Source organism: Mycobacterium shigaense, assembly GCF_002356315.1.
Classification (GTDB): Bacteria; Actinomycetota; Actinomycetes; order Mycobacteriales; family Mycobacteriaceae; genus Mycobacterium; species Mycobacterium shigaense.
This window is the reverse complement of record NZ_AP018164.1, coordinates 418,303-437,297: the sequence shown is the minus strand read 5'-3', so window position 1 is coordinate 437,297 and position 18,995 is coordinate 418,303. Positions and strand designations below refer to the sequence as shown.

The following is an 18,995-nucleotide window of genomic DNA, read 5'->3' as shown; positions in this document are numbered from 1 at the left end:
GCTTCGGGCCATGCAGATCGAGCCCCTGAGCACCGAGTTGATCGAACGTTATTTGCAGTCGCGGCAGCTGCGGTATTTCCGCAGTGGCGACGGCGAGGAATTCCTGCTGGTGCTGTCCAATTACGAGCGCGGCAAGCTGCACGTCAACCTGCGCATCAACGGCCTGCGCCGCGACATCCTGGAGATCGCGATCAGCCCCGCCGGCTACTACCAGGCCGGCGAGCGCGCGCGCCTGATGGAGCTGGTGAACGACTGGAACCGCGACAACCACTGGCCCAAGGCGTTTGTCCGCGAAACCCCGGAGCCCGGTCGCGTCAGCGTGGTCGGTGAAACCGCCTACCTACTGGCCGACGGGATCCACCTCGCGGCGCTGGGCAACTTCATCAAGTCCGGCGTCGAGTACGGAGCCGATCTGTTCGGCAAGATCGACCAGGCCATTGCCCTGCCGTCCGCCGACACGCTGGAAGAGTGGATGGACCGCACCGGCTAGGGCGCGATCGCGTCCGCCTCGGCATCGACGGCCTGGTCCGCGCCGGCCGCCTTCTCGCGTTTCTCCCAGCGGCGCAACGCTTCTCGGGCCGGCGATTCCACCAGGGCGTAACTGACCGCGGCGATCGCCCAACCGAACAACAGCGTCAGCACCAACACCGTCGGCATTCGGCCGGTGAAGGCGAACGTCCCGAGCACCGGGAACGCCATCGCCAGCGCGGCCAGGTGCCAGATGAACAGCCCGTAGGACCAGCGACCCAGCGTCACCATGGCGGTGCTGCCGAGCAGCCGGTGGGCGGTGTCGACACGGTCGAGCACCAGCGGGGCGACCAACGCGAACGCGACCACCGCGCCCATCGCCGTCTTCACCGCGAACTGCGCGGCAGTGGCGGGAATCAGCCCTTCGGGCCCGGCCAACGGGGACGCCGCGACCAGGAAGGCCGCCATCGCGACGACGGCCATCAGCACGCGGCCCCCCTTTTTTCGGGCCAGCCGGTGCGGCAGCCCGACGCCGCTGTAGGCCCATTCCGCCAACACCATGCCGGCGGCGAACCAGGAGAAGAAGGCCGGTGGCCAGTTCAACGGGTTGATGCCGGGCCCGGCCTGCGCGACGGGCACCCAGCCCCAGGCCCAGGACAGCACCGCCAGCCCGGCGATCGCGGGCACCCGCGCAGCCACCGGCAGGCGCCGGGCCAGCAGGGCGAGGATCGGCAGGGCCAAGTAGAAGGTGACCTCGACCGAAAGGCTCCACATCTGGGTCAGGCCGCCGGTCAGGGTGAGCGGCACGTAGATCTGGGTCAGTGTCAGGTTAGCCAGCCACACCGTCGGGCTGGGGTGATCCGCCTCGGGCAACAGAGTCAGGATCACCACGACGGCCACCAGGTAGGCCGGCATGATGCGCACCACCCTGGATCGCAGGTAGTGGCCGGTGCGCGGCCGGGTGCCCAGACCCCTTGCCGCGGCGGCATGTGCGCGCCACAACAGGAAGCCCGACAGTGCGAAGAACACCGCCACGGCAAGGTCGAAACGGCCGAACAGGCGGCCGTCCACCCCGCTGGAATGCCCGGTCTGGAAAGCGACGTGCGTGACGACGACGCCCATCGCTGCGCAGGCGCGCATTCCCTCTACGGCCGGCAGGAAGCTGCGGATTCCTCCCGCCTGCTCGCTTTCGGTCACGCGCCTAAGTCTGCCTGTCGTGTGGTCTCCGGCGAAGCGGGTACACCCGGGCAAAGCCGCGCAGGGTTGGTAGGTCGGTGCCTTAGTTTCTGCTGTTAGGGTCGAACGGGTTTGCCTCGCTGCTTGGTCGGGTCGAAGCGGGTCGCGGCCGATGAGTCCAACGATTTTTCAGGGACCACTAGGAGGGCACAGCAACGTGAACCGCGCAGTCATGTTGCGCTTCGCCGCATGCGGAATCATCGGACTCGGGGCCGCCCTGCTGATAGCCGCGCTGCTGCTCACGACGTACACCAGCAGCCGGATCGCCAAAGTCCCCCTCGACATCGACGCCACTCTGGTCAGCGACGGCGTCGCCAGCCAGGCGCTGGACACCGCGTCGTTGTCGGGCGACCACTTCATCATCAACCAGAACGTGCCGGTGGTTTCCCAGCAGCAAGTCAGCGTGGAGTCGCCCGCCAACGCCGACGTGGTGACGCTGCAGGTCGGCAGCTCGCTGCGGCGCACCGACAAGCAGAAGGACAACGGACTCCTGCTGGCGATCGTCGACACCGTGACGCTGAACCGCAAGACGGCGCTGGCCGTGTCGGACGACACGCACACCGGCGGCTCGCTGCAGAAGCCGCGTGCCTATGGCGACGAGAACCCGCCCACCGCCTCCCCGCTGCGCCACGACGGGCTGTCCTACCGGTTCCCGTTCCACACCGAGAAGAAGACCTACCCCTACTTCGATCCGATCGCACAGAAGGCATTCGACGTCAACTACGACAGCCAGGAGGACGTCAACGGCCTGACCACCTACAAGTTCACCCAGAACGTCGGCTACAACGGCGACGGCAAGCTGGTGGCTCCGGTGAAGTATCCGTCGCTCTACGCCGGCGACGAAGACGCCAAGGTCACCGCGTCCGCAGCAATGTGGGGCCTACCGGGCGGCGACCCCGCCGAGCAGATCAGTATGACCCGTTATTACGCCGCGCAGCGCATCTTCTGGGTGGACCCGACGTCGGGCACCATCGTCAAGGAGACCGAGCACGCCGACCACTACTTCGCCCGGGACCCGCTGAAGCCCGAGGTGACGCTGGTCGATTACAAGGTCGCCTCCAACGAGGACACCATCGAATCTCAGGTCAACGCCGCCCGCGACGAGCGCGACCGGCTGGCGCTGTGGTCGCGGGTGCTGCCCATCACGTTCACCGCAGTGGGCCTGATCGCGCTGATCGGCGGCGGCCTGTTCGCCTCGTTCAGCCTGCGGACCGAGAGCGCGCTGACCGACCCCGGCCTGGACCGCGGCGACGACGAGTTCTTCGGTCGCAGCGGGCTGGAAGAAAAGGTTCCGGGCGCCGAAGCCGAGACCGAGAAGCTGCCTACGCAGCGCCCCGATGTGCGCTCGGATCCGGGTGCGCCCGGGGCGGACCCGGAGCTCTCGGGCGAGCCGCCCGAATCGGGACCAGCCGATCCCGGCCCGCCCGAACGGGGTTAGCGCAACGCAATGCGGCGCGGCTGGCTCCTCCCGGCGTACGCGTTTGTCCTGGCGCTGCTGGTGCTCGCGCCCCTGTTGCGGCCCGGGTACCTGCTGCTGCGCGACGCGGTGTCCACGCCGCGCTCGTATCTGACCGACGCCGCCCTCGGGCTGACGGCGGCGCCGCGCGCGACGCCGCAAGATTTCGCGCTGGCCCTGGCCTCCCGCGTGATCGACGGCGGCATGGTCGTCAAGGCGCTGCTGTTCGCGGGGCTGTGGCTGGCGGGCTGGGGTGCGGCCCGGCTGGTCGCGACCGTGCTGCCCGACGCGGGCGTGCCGGGCCAGTTCGTCGCCGCGACGCTGGCGATCTGGAATCCCTATGTCGCCGAACGGCTTTTGCAGGGCCACTGGAGCCTGCTGCTCGGTTACGGCTGCCTGCCCTGGGTGGCCACGGTGATGCTGACGCTGCGCTCGGACACCGCCGGCGGCTGGTCCGGCGTTTTCGGGATGTGCTTCTGGCTGGCGCTGGCCGGCCTTACCCCGACGGGGCAGATGCTGGCCGCGACGGTGGCGCTGGTCTGCGTGGTCGGCCCCGGCGAAGGCCAATCGCGCCGACGGTGCGCGGCGGTGGCGCTCGGCGCCGCGGCGGTGGCGGCGCTGCCCTGGCTGACCGCGTCGGCGATCGGCGCGACGTTGAGCGGCCGCACGTCGGGCAGCGCGCTCGGGGTCACCGCGTTCGCGCCGCGCGCCGAGCCCGGCCTGGGCACGCTGGGCAGCCTGGCCGGCCTCGGCGGGATCTGGAATGGCGAGGCCGTACCCGATTCGCGGACAACGCTTTTCGCGGTGTCCGCGACGCTCGTGCTGCTGGCGGTGCTGGTGGCCGGGTTGCCGACGGCGACGCGGCGGCCGGCGGCGGTTCCGCTGCTGGCGCTGGCGGCCGTCGCCGTGGTGGTGCCGGCCGCCCTGGCGACCGGCCCGGGCCTGCACCTGCTGAGCGCGGTGATCGACGCCGTGCCCGGCCTCGGCGTGCTGCGGGACGGGCAGAAGTGGGTGGCGCTGGCGGAGCCCGGCTACACCCTGGCGGCCGCCGCGGCGGTGGTGACGCTGCGCCACTGGCTGCGGCCCGGTGTGACGGCGCTGGTCTGCTGCCTGGCGGTGATCCTGGTCCTGCCCGACCTGGCGTGGGGCGTTGGCGGCAAGGTCGTCGCGGTGCGGTACCCGCCCGGCTGGACCGCCGTGGCCGCCGCGATCAACCAATCGCCCGGCGTCGTCGCGGTGTTGCCCGCCGGCACGATGCGACGGTTCTCCTGGTCCGGTCCCGTACCAGTGCTGGATCCGCTGCCCCGCTGGGTCCGCGCCGACGTGCTGATCACCGGAGACCTCACCATCTCGGGCGTGACCATCCCGGGCGAGGGCGACCGCGCCCGGGCCGTGCAGCAGTTGCTGCTGTCGGGGCCGGATCCGTCGGCGCTCGCCCCGGCCGGGCTGCGCTGGCTCGTCGTCGAATCCGACAGCGCCGGCGACCTGGGCGCGGCCGGTCGCACGCTCGGCGCGCTCACACCGGTCCTGCAGGACAAGGAGTTCGCGCTCTATCGGGTGGGCGACGGGATCGCCGGGGCGGCGCCCGGGCGCCGCGTGACGCTGATCGCGCATCTGGCGTGGCTGGCCATGCTCGTCACCGGCGCCGGCGGCGTGCTCGTGCTCGGGGCCCGGCGCCGGGTCAGACGACGCCGCTGACGAACCGGCCGTCGCGGACCGCCAGCAGCACGTCGCGCACGGCCTCGGCGCTTTGCGCCCAGGAGAACTCGCCGCTGCGGGTCTGCGCCTTGGCGCCGAGCTGATCGCGCAGCACCGGGTCGATCAGCAGCTCGTGCAGGCGATCGGACAGCTCTGCGCCCGTGTCGACCAGAATCCCGGTCACGCCGTCGACGACCGAGTCCGACAGACCACCCGAGGACCGGTAGCCGATGGTCGGCACCCGGTGCTGGGCCGCCTCGACGACGGCAAGGCCCCAGCCCTCCTTGCGGGAGGGCAGCACGTGGACCCAGGAGCGTTGCAGCACATGATGTTTGGCGTCGTCGTCGATGTGACCGTGGAAGGTCACCGCGTCGGATATGCCGAGCGCCACGACGTGTTCGACGAGTCGCGGTCGCCACCATCCGTCGCCGACGATGTCCAGGTGCAGCTCGGGCAAGGCGGGCAGCAGCTCGGCGACGGCCTGCAGGGCGTCCTCGATCTGCTTGTGCGGCACCAGCCGCGACAGCACCACCACCCGCGGCGCAGCCGAGCGCGGGCCGGTCAGCGACTGCGCCGGCGCCTCGTCGAGGCCGTTGCGCACCACCGCGATCCGCTCGTTGCCCACGCCGAGCGCGACCAGGTCCCGCGCCGAGGGCAGCGAGACGGTCAGGTATTGGTTGTGCCGGTACAGCCGCGGCGACAGCCACGACTCGACGAACCAGCCCAGCCGGCCCAGCAGCGGCCCGGCCACCGGCCACTGCTCACGGTGGCAATGATGCACCAGGACGACCACGCGCCGGCCGTACAGCAGCCGGGCGCAGAAAGGAATGCCGTTCTGCGCGTCGACCACGACGTCCGGGCGCACGCCACGCAGCGGCCCCAGGCCCAGCCGGGCCGCGACCATCGCCAGCAGCGCCCACACGTAGACGGTGTAGCGCCCGCCCGCGCGACTGATCCGGACACCGTCGACGACTTCGCGACGCGGCGCGCCTGGGTAGCGAGCGGTGCGCAGCGTCACGGCGACCCCGGACGCGGCCAGCTGCGCGCCGACGCGCTGCAGGTAGGTCTCGCTGCCCCCACCCTGCGGGTGGCCAGTGTCGCGCCAGCACAGCAGCAGGACGGATCGCAGGTCAGACATCAATCGTCAGCCTAGCGGGGATGTCCGTAGGGTTCCTGTTGTGACCGTGACGGACCTCTTCGCACGACGGGCGACCCTGGCCCGCTCGGTGCGGCTGCTGTCTGAGTTCCAACACGAGCAGGCGGATCCGGCGCGGTTCTACGGCGCGCTGGCCGACGACACCGTCGCCCTGATCGGCGACCTGTGGCGGGCCGGGCACGGTGAGCCGCCGGCCGGCCGCATGCTGCTCGACGTCGGGGGCGGCCCGGGGTATTTCGCGACGGCGTTCGCCGACGCCGGCGTCCGCTATATCGGCGTGGAGCCGGACGAGAGCGAGATGCACGCCGCGGGCCCGGCGGTCGGCGCCGCGACGGACACCTTCGTCCGGGCCTCGGGAATGGCGCTGCCCTTCGCCGACGCCTCGGTAGACATCTGCCTGTCGTCCAACGTCGCCGAGCACGTGCCGCGGCCGTGGCAGCTCGGCGGGGAGATGCTGCGGGTGACCAAGCCGGGCGGGCTGGTCGTGCTGTCCTACACCGTTTGGCTGGGCCCGTTCGGCGGGCACGAGATGGGGCTGACGCACTACCTGGGCGGGGCGCGAGCCGCCGCCCGCTACGCCCGCAAACACGGCCGTCCGGCCAAAAACAACTACGGATCGTCGTTGTTCGCCGTTTCCGCCGCCGACGGGCTGAGCTGGGCCGCGAACACCGGGGCGCTGGTGGCCGCATTTCCGCGCTACCACCCGCGATGGGCGTGGTGGCTGACGGGCGTACCGATGCTGCGCGAGTTCCTGGTGAGCAATCTCGTGCTGGTGCTTTCGCCGCGAGAATGAAACATGTTCTCGTTTTGCCTCGGCTTGGGTAGGCTCGCGGCCATGAGCGACGAAGCCAAGACCGAATACGACAAACTCTTCATCGGCGGCAAGTGGACCCCGCCGTCGTCCGCCGAAGTCATCGAAGTGCACTGCCCCGCCACCGGCGAGTACGTGGGCAAGGTGCCGCTGGCCGCCAAGGCCGACGTCGACGCCGCGGTCGCCGCGGCACGCGCCGCGTTCGACAACGGCCCGTGGCCGTCGACGCCGCCGAAGGAGCGCGCGGCCGTCATCGGCAACGTGCTCAAACTGATGGAGGAGCGCAAGGACCATTTCGTCAAGATTCTCGGTCTCGAGACCGGCCAGCCGCCGACCTCGGTCGAGACGATGCAGTGGATGAGTGGCATCGGGGCGATGAACTTCTTCGCCGGCCCCGCCGTCGACCAGGTCAAGTGGCAGGAGATCCGCACCGGCGGCTACGGCCAGACCATCGTCCATCGGGAGCCGCTGGGCGTGGTCGGCGCGATCGTCGCGTGGAACGTGCCGCTGTTCCTGGCGATCAACAAGCTGGGCCCGGCACTGCTGGCCGGCTGCACCGTGGTGCTCAAGCCGGCCGCCGAAACTCCCTTGAGCGCAAACGCTTTCGCGGAGGCGTTCGCCGAGGCCGGCCTGCCCGAGGGTGTGCTGTCGGTGGTGCCCGGCGGCATCGAGACGGGTCAGGCGCTGACGTCGAACCCGGACGTCGACGTGTTCTCCTTCACCGGCAGCTCGGCCGTCGGCAAGGAGATCGGCAAGCGCGCGGCGGAGCTGCTCAAGCCGTGCACCCTGGAGCTCGGGGGCAAGTCGGCGGCGATCGTCCTCGAGGACGTCGACCTGGCGGCCTCGATCCCGATGCTGGTGTTCTCCGGGATCATGAACACCGGGCAGGCCTGCGTGGCCCAGACCCGCATCCTGGCGCCGCGCTCGCGCTACGACGAAATCGTGGACGCGGTAAGCAATTTCGTGCAGACGCTGCCGGTCGGCAAGCCGGACGACCCGGCCGCCCAGATCGGGTCGCTGATCTCGGAGAAGCAGCGCGCCAGGGTCGAGGGCTACATCGCCAAGGGCATCGAGGAGGGCGCGCGGCTGGTGTGCGGCGGCGGCCGCCCCGAGGGCCTGGACGAGGGCTTCTTCGTGAACCCGACGGTGTTCGCCGACGTCGACAACAAGATGACGATCGCCCAGGAGGAGATCTTCGGGCCGGTGCTGAGCATCATTCCCTACGACACCGAGGAAGACGCGATCGAGATCGCCAACGACTCGGCCTACGGACTGGCCGGCAGCGTGTGGACCACCGACGTGCCGCGCGGCATCAAGGTCTCGGAGCAGATCCGCACCGGGACCTACGCGATCAACTGGTACGCGTTCGACCCGTGCTGCCCGTTCGGCGGCTACAAGAACTCCGGCATCGGCCGCGAGAACGGGCCCGAGGGTGTCGAGCACTTCACGCAGCAGAAGAGCGTGCTGATGCCTCTAGGTTACACCCTGGAGGGCTAGCCGTCCCGCCAACTACGTATCGGGGCTCGAGTGTGCGGCTTGAGGCGCGCTCGGGCCCCGATACGTGTGCCGGGAAGAAGCCGGCCGGCCGGGCCGTTACAACGATGCGAGCGAAGACAGGCCCGTTCGTGTAATTATGCAAAAAACCATAAATTTTATAGTACGCTTAGCTTTGCGCTGCGCCGTCGGAATGACCTAGGTCACAAATCCCCCTGGTCTGCGGTATTAGGTGGACTAACAACTTGCTTAGTAGACCGATGTCTTATATGGTTCTAAGCATAATCTTATGAGCCGCCGGCCCCGGCACATGAGTGCAACACCAAGGCCGGGAGAGAACATGTGGATCATCGAGGTCAACGTCGCGGGCTATCACTTCACGCGCGAGTTTCCCGGCGTGAAACGTCCGCCGTTCCGCTTCAGCCCGCGTAATATCCACTGGCCGGTACTGCGGCATTCGAACGCTGCGTGACCTAGCTAGAGGAGGTGCGTCAGTGCCGACTACCAGCGACACCACCCCGACTTCCGTCACCGCCAAGCGCGGCGGTACCCGGGCGAAAATGTTGGCCAGCGCCGCCGACGTGATGCGCGAGCGCGGGGCGTCCGGCGTAACCATCGATGCCGTCCTGGCCCGTAGCGGCGCGCCGCGCGGTTCGGTCTACTACCACTTCCCCGAGGGGCGCACTCAGATTCTGACGGAGGCGCTGCGGTACTCTGGCGATTCCATCACCGCCACCATCGATGCCGCCGCCGGCCGCGGCGCCCGGGCCCTGCTGCGCGAGTTCATCGAACTGTGGGAACGCCTGCTGACCGACGGCGACTTCCACGCCGGCTGCCCCGTGGTGGCGGCCGCGATCGGTTCCGGCGAGGACGATTTCCAGCTGACCTCGGAAGCCGGCCTCATTTTGGGCCGCTGGTGCAGCGCACTCACTCAGGCGTTCGTCAGCGACGGATTCGACGCCGACGATGCCGCATCCCTGGCGGTGATGTCGATCTCCGCGCTGGAAGGCGCGATCGTGCTGTCTCGCTCGACGCGCTGCGTGCGTCCCCTCAGCCAGGTCGGCGAGCAACTCGAATTCCTGATCAAGGCAAGGGAATTCGTCAGCCGCAACGGCTTTCCCGCCAAAAACGAGGAAGCGCCCGCTTCCTAGCGAGTCAGTCGCTGGCGGGCAGCGGTTTGACCTCTTTGAGCGACAGCGCGGTAGCGCCGATGCTCAGGCTGCCGGCGCCCGGCTTGGTCACCAGCACCTCGGCCCCGGTCTCGTCAACATAGCGCTTGCCCATCACCGTGCCGTCGGAGAACGCCGGGTCGAGTTCGCCCGACCGCTCGCCGCCGACCGGCACCATCGGCGCACCGCCGCAACGCAGGTCGTCCAGACTGTCCGAACTTCTGACGACGATCACCTGGGTGTCACAGACCTGGCTGGCGAGCCGGGTTCCGTTCTTGATCATGCGTGTAGTCCTTTGAGGTTCTCGATGATTTCCCGGCGAAGTACCTTCCCGGTGGGAGTCGTGGGCAGCTCGTCGCGAAAGACTACCCGGTCCGGGGTGCGCGACCCCCGCAGACTCTTGCGGACATGTTCGCGCAGTTCCTCGGGATCAGGATCGATGCCCACTGCCGGCACCACCACGGCGACGATCGCCTGGCCCCACTGCGGATCCTCGACTCCGACCACGGCGACGTCGCGCACATGGGCGTGCTCGATCAGCACCTCCTCCAGCTCGGCGGGCGCGATGTTCTCACCGCCGCGGATGATCGTGTCGTCGCTGCGGCCGCCGATGAACAGGTAGCCGTCTTCGTCGAGCATCGCGATGTCTTTGGTTGGGAACCAACCATTTTCGTCGAGCACCGACCCGATCCCGGTGTAGCGCCCCGAGACCTGCTCGCCGCGCACGAACAGCTCACCGGTCTCACCTGGGCCCAGCACGTTGCCCTCATCGTCGCGAACCTGCAATTCGATCCCGGGCACCGGCTGCCCGACCGAGCCCAGCCGCCGGGTGATCGCCACGTCGGTGGCGGCATGCGCCGTGCGGTGGTCGTCGGGGCCCAACACCGCGATAGTCGAGCTCGTCTCGGTCAGCCCGTAGGCGTTGACGAACCCCACCCCCGGCAGCAGCTCCAGGGCCCGGCGGACCAGGGGCAGACCCACCTTCGAGCCGCCGTAGGCGAGGTTGCGCAGCGACGGCAGCTGGTGGCCGGCCGACTCGATCGCGGTGACGATGCGGTCCAGCATGGTCGGCACCACGGTCGCGGTGGTCACGTGCTCGGCGTTGACCAGCCGCACCCACTCCTGGGCATCGAAGTCGGGCAGGTAGACCATCTTGCGGCCGGCATACAGATTCGACAGTGCCGCGCTGACCCCGGCGATGTGGTACGGCGGCACGCAGATCAGCGCCGCGTCGGCCTCGTCGGCCGACTCGAATTCCACCGACCCGGTGATGTAGCTGGTCAGATTGTTGTGCGAAAGTTCGACGGCCTTGGGCTGTGACGTGGTGCCCGACGTGAACAGCACGATCGCGACCGAATCCGGGTCGGGGAACGCGAGGCTATCGGTGGCCGGATCGGCGGCGCGGGCGGCGGCCAGAAAGTCGTCGGACAGCACGACCCGCTTGGACGAATCACCGATCATGTCCCGGTGGCGGCTGTCGACAACGATCAGCGGCTCGGGCAACCGCTCGATCAGAGCCTGCAGGGACTCCGCGGAAAGCCGGTAGTTCAGCGGTGTGAAGGCCAGCCCGGCCCGGGCCGAGGCGAAGATCAGCACCGGCAGCATCGCGCCGCCCACCCCGACGTAGGCCACGTGCTGCGCGCCCGACTCCGCGATGACGCCCGCACCGCCGTCGGCGAGATCGCTGAGCTGCTGCGTCGTAAGCCGCAGATCGCCCGAGACGATCGCCGTGCGATCGGCGTCGCTCGAGGCAGCCATCTCGAGCAGCAACGAAATACTCACGCTTGATCGTCTCCACTATCGACACGTTACAAACATGACCCGAAGTGTCATGCTCGACTGTAGTTTAGATCACGCGCGGATCTTCCGGCCCAGCGCATGGGCCTGGCCGAAAATCGGGGCGCTCCAACCACGTTTACGCCCAGGCCGGGATGGGTTAACCCACCGCGAAACCCATCCTGCCGCCCAACGGCGCCGCGGCCGACCGCACCTGCGATCCAGTGGGAAACACGTGAAATCGGCATCGATATCTGTCCGAATGCGCGCGGGGCTGCCCGGCGCGACGCTCGCCGAATTCTTCGGCACCTTCGTGCTGCTGCTACTGGGCCTGGGCACCTGCGCACTCAACGTGGTCGGCCTGCCCGGCACCGCCGCCGACCACCGATGCCGCGTTAACGGTGGCGGGCCCCGTCACCGTCGAAGACAGTGCGGACGCCGACGAGAACGAGGAGCAGGCCGCCTGAACTCAGGTGCCGGTCCACTGCGGCGCCCGTTTCTCGGCGAACGCGATCGCGCCTTCCTTGGCGTCGTTGGAACCGAACACCGGCATCAGCAGCTTGCCCTGCTCGGCGAACATGGTGTCCGGGCTCCAGCCGCGGGACTCAACGATGATCCGCTTGGTGACGGCCACCGCCAGCGGCCCGTTCGCGGCGATCTGCTCGGCCAGCTCGATCGCGGCGTCCAGCGCGCCACCCGGCTCGGTCAGCACGTTGACCATGCCCAGCGCGTGAGCCCGCTCAGCGCTCAGGTTCGCACCGGTCAATGCCAGCTCCATGGCGATCGCCGACGGAATGCGCTGCGGCAGCCGCAGCAGCCCGCCACCACCGGCCACCAGACCGCGTTTGACCTCGGGGATGCCGAATGCCGAATCCTTCGACGCCACGATCAGGTCGGTGGCCAGCGCCAGCTCGGTGCCGCCGGCCAGCGCGTAGCCTTCGACGGCCGCGATCAGCGGCTTGTCCGGCGGCCGCTCGGTAAATCCCATACCGCGGCCCTCGACTACGGGAAATTCGCCGCGCGCAAACGCCTTCAGGTCCATGCCGGCGCAGAATGACCCCCCGGCGCCGGTCAGGATCCCGACCGAAAGACCCGCGTCGGCGTCGAGCCGGTCGACGGCCTCGGCCAGGCCGGTCGCCACCGCGAGGTTGACCGCATTCTTGGCTTTCGGGCGGTTGATCGTGATGATCAGGATCCGGCCTCGTTGTTCGACCAGAACCTCGGGCTCGTTGGCTTCCTCGTTGCCTGTGCTCACGGTGGCTACCCAGCTCCTTCGAATGTCGGCGTTGTCGCAATCCAGTGGCTGTCAACGACTGATGGTAGCGGCCGACGGAAATGGCATTAACACCAGCAAAGAGTCCCGTTACCCCAACTACGGGCAGCGCGGCGAGCAGCGGCCGTCAGGCCGGTGCCATCGCGGCCGGGACCTCGGTTAATTCCTCGGAAAGTCCTGCGGCCCTGCGTAATCCGATGAAGTCGGCGACCATCGCCTCGGTGACCTCGTGCGGGTCCTTGACGGTGGCGCCGTCGGAGAGCACCGAGATGTTGAGCTGATCGACGTAGCTCCACACGGTGATGTTCAGACCGCTGCCGGCCGTCAGCGGCCCGACCGAGTAGATCTCGGTGACCATGGCGTCGCCGACCTTGCCCCGCTCGCGGGGACCGGGCACGTTCGAGATCGGCAGGTTGAGCACCTTGTTCTGGCCGTCGCGGCTGGACGCCCAGCGGAAGAACGACTCGGTGGCCAGCGGCGGCAGGTACGCCGACCACCGGCTGATCAGCTCGGGCCCGACCAGGTGGAAGGCTTCCTTGGCGGAGTTGGCGTTGTCGTGGCAGGCCTGCAGCCGCTGCACCGGATCATCGAGGTCGGCCGGCAACGCCACCATCATCCCGGTGAAGTAGTTGCCCGATATCCGCTCGGGCGAGAAGTCGAAACTCGCCGGCACCGAGGCCAACAGCGGTTCGGCGGTGCCGTCGTAACGCAGCAGCAGGGTGCGCAGCGCGCCGGTCGAGATGGCCAGCACCACGTCGTTGATCTTGACTCCGAGCTTCTTGCCCGTCTCCTTGACGTCCGCGAGGGACAGCGTCGCGGTGGCGAACCGGCGCTCCGGGGTGATGCGGTGGTTGAGGAAGGTGGGCGGCGGGGTGAACGGCATGGTGAGTTCCGGCGAGAGCTTGCGCGAGCTGCGCCGGACCCGTGCGATGCCCTGGGCCGTATAGCGAATGGTGCCGGGTAACTTGCGCGCCTGCCGCAGGTGATCGGCGAACGCCGACCCCACCAGCTTTCGCCGCGACGGCGCCGGGTCGGTTACCTGCGGGCCGCTTTCCGGGGTGGGCACCAGATCCATGCCGCGCGCCATCAGATTCGCCGAGGCGACGCCGTCGGCCAGGGCGTGGTGGATCTTGCCGACCACCGCGACGCGGTTGTTGGCCAGACCCTCGATGAAGTACATCTCCCACAGCGGACGATCCCGGTTCAGCGGGGTGCTGGCGATCTGCCCGATCGCCTCGTCCAGTTCGCGTCGCCCGCCCGGCTCGGGCAGCCGCCAGGGCCGGATGTGATAGCTCAGGTCGACCGCGCAGTGCTCCCGCCACATCGGGTGGTGGAACTTCCATGGGATGTCGACGAGCTGGTAGGTGAACGGTTCGAGCTTGTTCAGCCGGGCCCCGATCACCTGACGGAAGGCGTCGATGTCGAAGTCCCGGCGATTCGGGTCCAGCTCGATCACCGCGACTTTGAGAGTGTGCATGTGCACGTTCGGCGCTTCGCTGTACAGCAGTACCGAATCCCAGCCGCTTAGCCGCTTCACCGCCACCCCTTGCCTATAACCGGACTTTACTCAGGGGCGGGCTTTAGATGACCTCTTTCGCCCGCTGTGTTGCCGTGCGATACACCTGGTGCAGGAACAGCGATATCGCGTGGGCCACCACGCCGGCGCGTTCGCCGTCCACCAGGTCGAAGCCGTGTCCGGCGCCGGGCAGCTCGAGGTAGCCGACCATCGACTGCGAGGCGGCACGTAACCGCTCCACGAAACTGCGCGCCTGTTCGACAGGGATCACGCTGTCTTTGCTGCCGTGAATCACCAAGAACGGCGGGGAATTTCGGTGCACACGGGCGATCGGCGACGCGTCGCGGAACACCTCGGGATGGCGCGCGATCCTGCGTTTGACCACCACCCGCTCCAGGAACTCGACGAATCGCTCGCGTTCGGGCGTGGAGCGATCCTCCCAGTCGTAGCGGCCATAGATGCCGACCACGGCGTCCACCGAGCTGTCAGCGCCCTCGGGCAGTTTCGACCCGAGCCGCGCGTCGTCGGGCGTGAGCCCGGCCAGCGCGGACAGGTGCCCGCCGGCCGAACAACCAGCCACCGCAACGAAATTCCGGTCGCCACCGAATTTGTCGACGTTGGCGCGCGCCCAGGCGATGGCGGTCTTGACGTCGGTGATGTGCCGCGGCCAGCGATGGTTCGGCGAGGCGCGGTAGTCGATGGCCAGACACACCCACCCCTGCGATGCCAGGTAGGACATCAGCGCCGACCCCTGCAGCATGGCGCGGCCGTGCACCCAAGCGCCGCCCGGGACGAAGATCAGCACCGGCGCGGGTTCGACGGGCAGCTCCTTGAGCCGCCACACGTCGAGCAGCTGCGCCGGGTGGTCACCGTAGTGGACGCTGCGGCGGTACAGGTACGGGCGCTGACGCAGGACACTCCACATGGGCGGGGTGCGGTCGGGCGCGGGCCACTCCGCGTCCAGGTCCGCGGCCGACACCACCCCGCGCAGCGCGGCGATGGAGACCTGGTGGGTGCTTTGGCGGTCGCGGCGGCGCGTGTCTCCCTTGCCCGGCGTCATCAAGTCCTTGCGTATCGCCGAGATCGCCTCCGGCGCGAGCCGCATCCCCCACACGCTCATCGCGGTGATGCCGCCCAGCGGTTCGAGGTGTTTGCCCACGACCGGTAGCGACGCGCTGGCGACGCTCATCGCCAGCGCGTAGTCGGCAGGGCGAGCCCGCAGCAGCCATTTCAAAGAAGGAATCACGCCCGGAACCCTCGCCGCCATGAAGGGCAGACTACCCTTGCGGCGAGGCCGGAAACTGACGTTTGGGTCAAGGCGGCGGGCGCGACGGGAATTCCGCCCGGCAGGGCTTTGCTGACGGCGGGTTTCACCCGGCCGGGCCCGAATGGCTACCAAACCGGAAAATCTTCAGCTGACGACGACGCGGTGTCGCCGCACCGCAGGGGTGGGCTATTGCCGTCCATGCGCAGGCGGAGCATCCCCGTCTCGTCGGCGTGCACGGAATAGGCGGTCACCGCAACGCCACCACCTGCAACCTCGGATCCGGTCTGTAGGTCGTAGGTGAAGTTGTGCAGCGGACACACGACAACCTTTGTGTCGATGAGCCCGTCGGCCAATGGCCCACCGCGGTGCGGACACACCGCGTCCAAGGCGCACAGCGAGCCGTCACGCAACCGAAAGACCGCGATCTGTTGGCCTTCTACCGCATAAGCGCGGCCCTCGCCCAGCGGGATGTCATCCACGGAACCCAGCGCGATGTCGCTCATCGGACTGGCACCCGCGGAAGCGGAATCAGTGGCAAGGCTGACCGAAAGTTTTTTGCCGCGTCGGGTTTTCGGTCCTGCCGCCACGGGTCCTCGTACGCATCGACCGATTTCTGCATGCGCGCCCGAACATCCGTATCCCGCGCCGCTCGAGGACTGCTATGCCGCGCTGAAATGGCTGGCCGGGCAGCCGTCCGTGGGCCCCGGCCGGGTGGCGATCGGCGGCGCGAGTGCCGGCGGGGGCCTCGCGGTGGCCCTGGCGTTGCTGGCCCGCGACCGCGGCGAGCTCAGCCCCGCCTTCCAGCTGCTGTCGTACCCGATGATCGACGACCGCAGCTCGGCGACGGCAGCCGACCCCAACTACCGGCTGTGGAGCCCGCGCAGCAACCACTTCGGCTGGACGGCGTACCTCGGTGACGCGGATCCCCACGTGGCGGTCCCGGCCCGGCGCGACGACCTGGCCGGACTGCCGCCGGCGTGGATGGGAGTCGGAACCCACGACCTGTTCCACGACGAGGATCTCGCCTAGGCCGAGCGGCTGCGCAGCGCGGGCGTCCCGTGTCAGGTCGACGTCATCGCGGGCGCCTTTCACGGCTTCGACCTGTTCGTGCCGAAAGCCCAAGTGTCGCGCCGCTTTTTCGACAGCCAATGCGACGTGCTGCGGGTCGGGGTGGCTGCGGCAGCCTGACTATTTCACCGCGTAGGCGATCTCGCCGCCGATGATCGTGGCGGCCACCATGGCGGCGTCCAGCTCGGCCAACGCGGTCGCGGGCGGCACCGCCAGCACGCACAGGTCCCCGGGCTGCCCGGCCGCGACGCCACGGGCCCGGGCCGGTTGTTCGGCATGCCCGAGGAACATCGTCAAAGCCGTTCGCGCCGAAACACATTCGTCGGCGCCTAACACCGCGCCGCTGGGCGTGCTGCGGTGCACCGCGGCCCGCATCGCCGCCCACGGGTCGCCACGGCCGAACGGCATGTCAGTCGACAGCGCCACCCGCACGTTCGCCTCGAGCAGGGACGCGACCCGCCAGAGCTGACCGTGTTCGGCCGCCGGAATGTCGGCCAGGTACTGATCTCCGCGTTCGGCAACGAAATTCGGCTGAGTCACCACGGTGACCCCGAGCTCGGCGAGGTCGGTCAGGCTGTCGTCGTCGACGACCGCGGCGTGCTCGATGCGGTCGTGCGGATGGCCGCCGGCCGCGCGCAGCGCGGCTATCGCCACGACCAGCTGGGCCGCGGTGACGCAGTGCACGGCTACCGGCCGTTGTTCGGCGTGCATGTCGGCGATCCACCCGGTCAGCGTGTCCAGGTCCAGATCGTCGTCTCGCAGGATCTTCTTGCCCGGCGACAGAAAGCCCAGCCGCGGGCGAAACTCGCCGCGCCGATGCGCCACCAGCAGCGCCACCATGTCGTTCGCGTCGAGATCGGGGGTGGCGTCGGTGACCCCGGTGACACCGAGGGCGACCAGGCGACTGCTCAGTTCGGCAAGGTCGGTGTCGCGGCGCTGCAACCGATCCGACCAGCCGCGGTCGGCGGCGCGCAGGCGACCGTCAGGATGATCGGTCATGCCGATTCTGTGCAGCGCTGCGGAATTCAGGATCCACAGGGCTCCGCTGCGATGCTGGATGCGCACCGGCGTCTCCGGCACCAGGGTATCGAGGTCGCCGCGATCGAGCTCGCCGGCGACCGAATCGTGGTAGCCGACCGCGCGAATCCATCCGTCGTAGCCCGGCACGGCTTGCGTGAGCTGTTGCGCCAGTTGCTCTTTCGTGCGAACCGCGGGCGGCCCGACCGACGGCGAATCCAGCGCGGACGCCGCCGAACGCACGTGCACGTGATGATCGTGCAGCCCGGGCAGCACCGTTCCGCCGGCCGCGTCGAGGACGCGCTCGCCCGGCTCGGCGGCAAGCGTGGCGCCCACGGCCTCGATCCGGGCGCCCACCCGGATGTCGGCTGCCGCACCGCTTAGCAACCTGGCGCGCCGAATCAGCATGACAAACACCGCTTTTCGTCGACCAGGCGGCGCACGGCGGCGTTATCGGCGCCCAGCGGCGGCACCGGGGTGACCGCAGGCGGCACCGGCGGGCGTGCCGCGGGGTGTTGCGAGCCCGGTGCCGCGACCGGCAGCGCCGCGTAGGTCGCGGCCACCGCCGCCATCGAGAACTGGATCAGTTCGCCGCCGCCGCGGCCCAGCGCGGCGACCACCGCCGCGGCTGCCTCCAGCCCTGTCAACGGGTCGGCGATGGCGTCGCCGCAGAAGACCGGGCCCGCGCCGACCAGGCCGCCGGCCACCGCGGCGTCGTCGCCGAATGCCGCGCGCCCGGAATCCGCGCCATGGCCGGTGATCCGCACCCAGATTCGGCCGGCCCGGGGAGCCGCGTGCTCCGGCCCGAGGCGGCGCCGGGCCAACGCCGCGGGCCGCGAGCCCTCGAGCACGACGTCGGAGACCGCGAGCAGGGCGCGCAATTCGTCGATCTGATCGTCGAAATCCAGACAATACGATAGCTTTTCGCCATTCATCCAGTCGAAGAACGCGGGGTTGCCCGCGCGGGTGCCGTCCGGCCGGCCGGGGCTTTCGACCTTGACGACCGTCGCACCCCCGTGGGCCAGCAGGCCCGCGCACAGCGGGCCGGCCCACATCGAGGACAGATCCGTCACCAGCAGGCCGGTCAGCGACCGCCGGGGTGCCCGCTCGCCGATCGCCGAGACCCTCGGCGGCTCGGCCACGGCCTCACCCAGGCTCGCCACCGGGATGTCCAGCAGCGCGGCGCGATCGACGATCTCGGACACCGGACATGTTGCAGCCCAATGCCCCAGCGTCGGCCACGGGTCAGCGGGGGCCGCGTCGGCGTGCAGCAGCGCCGGGACGGCGGCGATGTCGTCGGGCCGCGACAACGTCACGGCACACCAGCCGTCCCGGGCTTGCAGTAACCGGGTGGCGCCGCCGGCCGACGTCTGGCCGCCGCGGGTCAACCCCAGCAGACCGGCCCGCCCGCCGAGCAACAGTGCCGCATCGACGGCGACGCCCAGCTGCTCGCCAAGCGCGGCCGCGACGCGGTCGGCGCGGCTCAGCACGGCGGCGCGGGAGAAGTCGGGAGGTCCGTCGGGCGGCCCGGTCAGCCAGGCCAGCCCGCTGCTCCCCCACCGGGTTGCCGCGTCGCTCATCCGAACCATT

16 protein-coding genes and 2 pseudogenes are annotated in these 18,995 nt (G+C 69.4%); 8 read left to right on the top strand and 10 right to left on the bottom strand.

Annotated features, from left to right (window positions below; translation table 11 throughout):
- Window positions 1–10 precede the first annotated feature (10 nt).
- Window positions 11–490, top strand: a complete 480-nt coding sequence (locus MSG_RS02070) for a type III secretion system chaperone family protein (protein ID WP_096436664.1) — start codon at window positions 11–13, stop codon at window positions 488–490.
- Here MSG_RS02070 and MSG_RS02065 read toward each other — a convergent pair.
- Window positions 487–1,608, bottom strand: coding sequence for an acyltransferase family protein (locus MSG_RS02065; RefSeq protein ID WP_096443942.1), 1,122 nt, complete (start codon window positions 1,606–1,608; stop codon window positions 487–489). The genes MSG_RS02070 and MSG_RS02065 overlap by 4 nt on opposite strands.
- A gap of 253 nt (window positions 1,609–1,861) precedes the next feature.
- Between MSG_RS02065 and MSG_RS02060 the strand changes: the two genes are divergently transcribed.
- Complete coding sequence (locus MSG_RS02060) at window positions 1,862–3,142, top strand: DUF3068 domain-containing protein (protein WP_162899135.1); 1,281 nt, start codon at window positions 1,862–1,864, stop codon at window positions 3,140–3,142.
- A gap of 9 nt (window positions 3,143–3,151) precedes the next feature.
- The gene (locus MSG_RS02055; protein ID WP_096436662.1) at window positions 3,152–4,858 is read left to right on the top strand and encodes a hypothetical protein; all 1,707 of its coding nucleotides are present in this window, start codon (window positions 3,152–3,154) and stop codon (window positions 4,856–4,858) included.
- Here MSG_RS02055 and MSG_RS02050 read toward each other — a convergent pair.
- Window positions 4,842–5,996 carry a glycosyltransferase family 4 protein gene (locus tag MSG_RS02050; protein WP_096436660.1) on the bottom strand — a complete coding sequence of 385 codons (1,155 nt, stop codon included), beginning with the start codon at window positions 5,994–5,996 and terminating at the stop codon, window positions 4,842–4,844. The two genes, MSG_RS02055 and MSG_RS02050, sit on opposite strands and share 17 nt — an antisense overlap.
- Window positions 5,997–6,036: 40 nt before the next feature.
- Between MSG_RS02050 and MSG_RS02045 the strand changes: the two genes are divergently transcribed.
- The 4 genes from MSG_RS02045 (at window position 6,037) to MSG_RS02035 (ending at window position 9,470) form a co-directional block, all read left to right on the top strand.
- Entirely contained in the window at window positions 6,037–6,807 is a 771-nt protein-coding gene (locus MSG_RS02045) for a class I SAM-dependent methyltransferase (RefSeq protein ID WP_096436658.1), read from the top strand.
- A gap of 42 nt (window positions 6,808–6,849) precedes the next feature.
- Window positions 6,850–8,322: an aldehyde dehydrogenase gene (locus MSG_RS02040; RefSeq protein WP_096436656.1), complete on the top strand. Its 1,473-nt coding sequence runs from the start codon at window positions 6,850–6,852 to the stop codon at window positions 8,320–8,322.
- Between the two features lie 337 nt (window positions 8,323–8,659).
- Window positions 8,660–8,791, top strand: a complete 132-nt coding sequence (locus MSG_RS25805) for a hypothetical protein (protein WP_258173929.1) — start codon at window positions 8,660–8,662, stop codon at window positions 8,789–8,791.
- A gap of 88 nt (window positions 8,792–8,879) precedes the next feature.
- The gene (locus tag MSG_RS02035) at window positions 8,880–9,470 is read left to right on the top strand and encodes a TetR/AcrR family transcriptional regulator (RefSeq protein ID WP_096443938.1); all 591 of its coding nucleotides are present in this window, start codon (window positions 8,880–8,882) and stop codon (window positions 9,468–9,470) included.
- A 4-nt stretch (window positions 9,471–9,474) separates the two neighbouring features.
- Here the strand turns inward: MSG_RS02035 and MSG_RS02030 are convergent, their stop codons facing one another.
- The 6 genes and pseudogenes from MSG_RS02030 to MSG_RS02000 form a co-directional block, all read right to left on the bottom strand.
- Window positions 9,475–9,771 carry a hypothetical protein gene (locus tag MSG_RS02030; RefSeq protein ID WP_096436654.1) on the bottom strand — a complete coding sequence of 99 codons (297 nt, stop codon included), beginning with the start codon at window positions 9,769–9,771 and terminating at the stop codon, window positions 9,475–9,477.
- Window positions 9,768–11,270, bottom strand: coding sequence for a class I adenylate-forming enzyme family protein (locus MSG_RS02025; RefSeq protein ID WP_096436652.1), 1,503 nt, complete (start codon window positions 11,268–11,270; stop codon window positions 9,768–9,770). Before MSG_RS02025 ends, MSG_RS02030 begins: the two co-directional genes overlap by 4 nt.
- Window positions 11,271–11,733: 463 nt before the next feature.
- On the bottom strand, window positions 11,734–12,519 hold the full coding sequence (locus tag MSG_RS02015) for a crotonase/enoyl-CoA hydratase family protein (RefSeq protein ID WP_096436650.1): 786 nt from the start codon (window positions 12,517–12,519) through the stop codon (window positions 11,734–11,736).
- A 145-nt stretch (window positions 12,520–12,664) separates the two neighbouring features.
- Complete coding sequence (locus MSG_RS02010; RefSeq protein ID WP_096443936.1) at window positions 12,665–14,074, bottom strand: WS/DGAT/MGAT family O-acyltransferase; 1,410 nt, start codon at window positions 14,072–14,074, stop codon at window positions 12,665–12,667.
- Between the two features lie 43 nt (window positions 14,075–14,117).
- Window positions 14,118–15,320, bottom strand: a complete 1,203-nt coding sequence (locus MSG_RS02005) for an alpha/beta hydrolase (RefSeq protein WP_096436648.1) — start codon at window positions 15,318–15,320, stop codon at window positions 14,118–14,120.
- Between the two features lie 203 nt (window positions 15,321–15,523).
- Window positions 15,524–15,823 (bottom strand): annotated as a pseudogene (locus MSG_RS02000) (Rieske (2Fe-2S) protein); the annotation flags it as partial.
- 72 nt (window positions 15,824–15,895) lie between these two features.
- Here MSG_RS02000 and MSG_RS01995 point away from each other — a divergent pair.
- Window positions 15,896–16,508, top strand: a pseudogene (locus tag MSG_RS01995) (alpha/beta hydrolase fold domain-containing protein); the annotation flags it as partial.
- Here MSG_RS01995 and MSG_RS01990 read toward each other — a convergent pair.
- Window positions 16,509–17,813, bottom strand: coding sequence for an amidohydrolase family protein (locus MSG_RS01990; protein WP_096436644.1), 1,305 nt, complete (start codon window positions 17,811–17,813; stop codon window positions 16,509–16,511).
- A complete protein-coding gene (locus MSG_RS01985; RefSeq protein ID WP_096436642.1) occupies window positions 17,807–18,985 on the bottom strand; it encodes a CoA transferase in 1,179 nt (392 codons plus the stop codon). The genes MSG_RS01990 and MSG_RS01985 overlap by 7 nt, the downstream gene beginning before the upstream one ends.
- Window positions 18,986–18,995: the final 10 nt, after the last annotated feature.

Excerpts from the sequence above, each read along its gene's own strand:
- MSG_RS02040 (WP_096436656.1), top strand. The coding sequence starts at position 6,850 with ATGAGCGACGAAGCCAAGACCGAATACGACAAACTCTTCATCGGCGGC.
- MSG_RS02035 (WP_096443938.1), top strand. The coding sequence starts at position 8,880 with ATGTTGGCCAGCGCCGCCGACGTGATGCGCGAGCGCGGGGCGTCCGGC.
- MSG_RS02065 (WP_096443942.1), bottom strand. The coding sequence starts at position 1,608 with ATGCGCGCCTGCGCAGCGATGGGCGTCGTCGTCACGCACGTCGCTTTC.
- MSG_RS25805 (WP_258173929.1), top strand. The coding sequence starts at position 8,660 with ATGTGGATCATCGAGGTCAACGTCGCGGGCTATCACTTCACGCGCGAG.
- MSG_RS02030 (WP_096436654.1), bottom strand. The coding sequence starts at position 9,771 with ATGATCAAGAACGGAACCCGGCTCGCCAGCCAGGTCTGTGACACCCAG.
- MSG_RS01990 (WP_096436644.1), bottom strand. The coding sequence starts at position 17,813 with ATGCTGATTCGGCGCGCCAGGTTGCTAAGCGGTGCGGCAGCCGACATC.
- MSG_RS01985 (WP_096436642.1), bottom strand. The coding sequence starts at position 18,985 with ATGAGCGACGCGGCAACCCGGTGGGGGAGCAGCGGGCTGGCCTGGCTG.
- MSG_RS02050 (WP_096436660.1), bottom strand. The coding sequence starts at position 5,996 with ATGTCTGACCTGCGATCCGTCCTGCTGCTGTGCTGGCGCGACACTGGC.
- MSG_RS02005 (WP_096436648.1), bottom strand. The coding sequence starts at position 15,320 with ATGGCGGCGAGGGTTCCGGGCGTGATTCCTTCTTTGAAATGGCTGCTG.
- MSG_RS02070 (WP_096436664.1), top strand. The coding sequence starts at position 11 with ATGCAGATCGAGCCCCTGAGCACCGAGTTGATCGAACGTTATTTGCAG.
- MSG_RS02055 (WP_096436662.1), top strand. The coding sequence starts at position 3,152 with ATGCGGCGCGGCTGGCTCCTCCCGGCGTACGCGTTTGTCCTGGCGCTG.